Consider the following 3,383-nt stretch of genomic DNA (forward strand, 5'->3'; position numbering starts at 1 on the left):
TACGGCTTCTTCTGTTACAGTGTATTTGATTTCTTTACCAGCTTTATATTTTGCTAATTTTTCGAATGTAGCAGTCCATGTTCCGTCTGCAGCAGCCTGAATTTCTTTCGAATCAACTTTCTTACCGTCTGCTAAAAGATTGATTGTAATCTTAGTCGGACGTTTGCCGTCTTGGTTATTAGCGTCATCCCAGTTCTTAGTTGCTTTTACATCAACTGTTTCTGGTGAATAGCTATTTGTGATGGTGAATCCAGATGCAGCATCACCAGTAATTTCAGAAGTGTAACTAGGAACAGTTACTTCTACTACTGTATACTTAATAGGTGTTCCGCCTTTATCAGCATCAAGGTCTTTGAAGCTTCCAGCCCAACCATTTGCTTCAGTCAATGTAAGTGTCTTACCTGTATCTTGACCATCCGCAAGCAATTTAACTGTTATAGAAGATGGACGTTTACCATCTTGGTTGTTCGCGTCCTTCCATACTTTCTTCACAGGAACTTCAGTTTTGGCTGGAGTGTATTTGTTTTCGAAAGCTTTCTCATCATCATAAGAAACAGTTGCTTCAAGTGCACCTTTACCCTTGTCCGCTACAGTAACTGTAGCCGTGACAGTTTTAGTGTCGTACTTGATGCCTGTATCACTGCCAGCTTTTTCGGCAATTTTAAAGGTATAAGTCCCTGCTTTGTCGAATTCCAATTCTGAGAAAGCAACGTTTCCGTCTTTGTCATTCTTCACAGTTTCTTTCACCTTACCATCTTGGTCTGTTAAAGTGAATTCAAACTCTTCAGCCTTCAACTCACGTCCTGTAAGTTTTTTATTAGCTTTAATCTTAACTTTAGCTTTGCTACGTTTATTTGTAACTGTTTTGATAGCTCCATCTTGTCCAACAGTCATCTCAAATGGAGTAGAATTCAACTCATATCCCTCAGGAGCCTCAACCTCAGTTACCGTAAAGTTCCCTTTCTTGATATCACTTTCTGAGTAAATAGATGATTCAACAATTCCGTCATCATTTGTCGTTACAATTTCCTCTTTAGCCGTAGCTCCTGCCGGAGGAGTAATCTTGAATTTTGCTCCTTTTAGACGGTCATGAGTCAGCTCGTCGACCTTGTAAAGAATGATACGGTAAGCTGTCTCTAATTGTATAGTTCCTCCTGAGGCCACAACAGAATTACCAATCTGCTGAAGTACCGTCTTATTACTATAATCTTGATACTCCAGTTTTTTATCATTAGCTTTTACTTCGACATTATTCAGTACTTTTGTACCATCTCCTGGAGCGCTCGTTTTATAACCAATTCGAAAAGCTGCTGGTTTTCCATTTTTAGCTACGATAGAAGAAGCGTTGTTAATGGTAATGGTGAATTCTGTATAAGAATCATTCCAATTAACTTGGTAATCTTTACCAGCTTCTAAAACTACCTCATCTTTCATGTAGTATACTTTGTTATACCAACCTGCTATAACACTGAGAGATTCCGGAATCATTTGCATTGGTGACGAATTTGGATCGACCCAATCATGAATCTCAATTTTATCATATGATGCTTGCTTTGGATTGACCCGAACATACCACGTATGAAGATATTGACCACTCTTATTTAAAGCTTTTGAGGTCCAGGCTTCCTTACTAATTAATCCATGATATTTACTAAAGTTGGCTTTGCCAATCCCTTCAGAATAATCAACCTCACCTCTTCGACCAACCCTGATTTGATAAGTAATTTCATTTATTGTTTCTGTCTTTTCAAAGCGTAGTGTTTGCTCACTTAGCTCATTCTTAGAACTAAATCCAAGATAGAAGCTTCCTCTAACATTCTGAACATAGATTCCCTTCTTCTTCTCTAGGTAAGTTTTTAAATTTTTTAGGGTAATTGTAGCCTTTCCACCATTATTATCACCATTAGACACAATTTTTGTTTCTCCGATAACAAGGTCTGTTTCCTTGTCCTTTAGATCAAAAGTTTCCTCTTTAACTGACAAAGGACCTGGAACAGTGAATGTAAAGGTGTCACCATCCTCCAACTTACCATCGTAAGCACTTAAATCATAATCTGCGATAAACTTGTAGTTCGGGTAATCATTATGCTCAGGAGACAGAGTATAAACACCATTCGCATCCGGTTTTATAAATCTACCATTATCAACCTCCCAAATTCCAATATTACTGATAACGTTCTTCAGTTCCTTTGCTTGAACTGAATTTGGAGCAAAGATCATCCCTAGCAAACAGGCCAGAGAGGTTAGGATGGGTAACCAAAATTTCTTGTTCTTCATAATCTTCCTTTCTAAATTACCGAAAACATTAAAACGACCAACTCTGATAATAGATTCCCAATACTCATCTCCTTTCAGACTTATTGAAATACATGAGAGTTATTAATTAAACTACATCATATTAACATATTTCATAACTATATGTGAGTACAATACTTATCGTATTTGTTCTGTACTTAATATAGAAATCTCCTTTAATTTCATTATAAAACAAAATTAACTTTTTTTGTAATATTATGAGGTTATTGCCTTTTGAAAATATTGACACAGTGTAAAATTACTGTCATAAAAATTAATTCTTTCATCACACTGAAGTTTCTTTAAGTTTAGTGTACACATACGAACAACTTCTCTTTTAAACAAACAGAAAGAAACATTGCACAAAACATTCCATTTATTTATAAGTTTGATACACCTTAATAATTATCCAAACTATTTTATATAAGTAAAAATCAGAAGAGATCTAGTAATAGTCATACCCCATACTGATAAATAGTTTAATTTAACATATTTCATTATTCTGAACCATAAAAAAAGACCAGGGGGTTATCCCTGATCTTTCTTTACTGTACTTATTGGCTACTAAATGAGATTAGTCTTCTTTTCTTCGTTTAGTTGCTACAAGACCTGCACCTAAAGCTAGAAGAGCTAAACCTGCTGCTAATGCAGCTTGTCCAGATTCACTTCCAGTGTTTGGTAGGTTAGGATTTTCTGGTTCAGTTTGGTCCGTTACTACTAACTTACCATCCTTAAACTCAACCTGATTTCCACTAGCATTTACCACTGTTACAGTTCCGTCGTAGTTAACTTGGAATGTAATATCTGTTACTGCTAAGTATCCAGTTGGAGCGGCCTCTTCATGGAAAGTATATACTCCCGGAGTCAAATCAAGTACATGTGATTGATTTGCTTTTGAAGTCCATTCAGCCACAGGACTACCTGCAACTTTTTCTCCACGGAAAATTTGGATTTTTGCACCCGCGATTTCTTCACCTGCTAGATTTACCTTACTGAAGGTAATCTTACGTGGTAGGTCATCGTCTTTGTCGGTTACAGTTACAGTTGAGCCGTTGGTAACGACTTTGTTTTCTTCACCCTTAGAGTCT

At 36.6% G+C, this 3,383-nt stretch carries 2 protein-coding genes; both read right to left on the bottom strand.

Going from position 1 to position 3,383, the window contains the following annotated elements:
- A partial coding sequence (locus ADM50_RS05800; RefSeq protein WP_049484824.1) for a Cna B-type domain-containing protein occupies window positions 1–2,277 on the bottom strand: 2,277 nt, incomplete at its 3' end.
- A 592-nt stretch (window positions 2,278–2,869) separates the two neighbouring features.
- A partial coding sequence (locus ADM50_RS05805) for a prealbumin-like fold domain-containing protein (protein ID WP_049484825.1) occupies window positions 2,870–3,383 on the bottom strand: 514 nt, incomplete at its 5' end.

The organism is Streptococcus oralis, from assembly GCF_001075675.1.
GTDB classification, from domain to species: domain Bacteria; phylum Bacillota; class Bacilli; order Lactobacillales; family Streptococcaceae; genus Streptococcus; species Streptococcus oralis_V.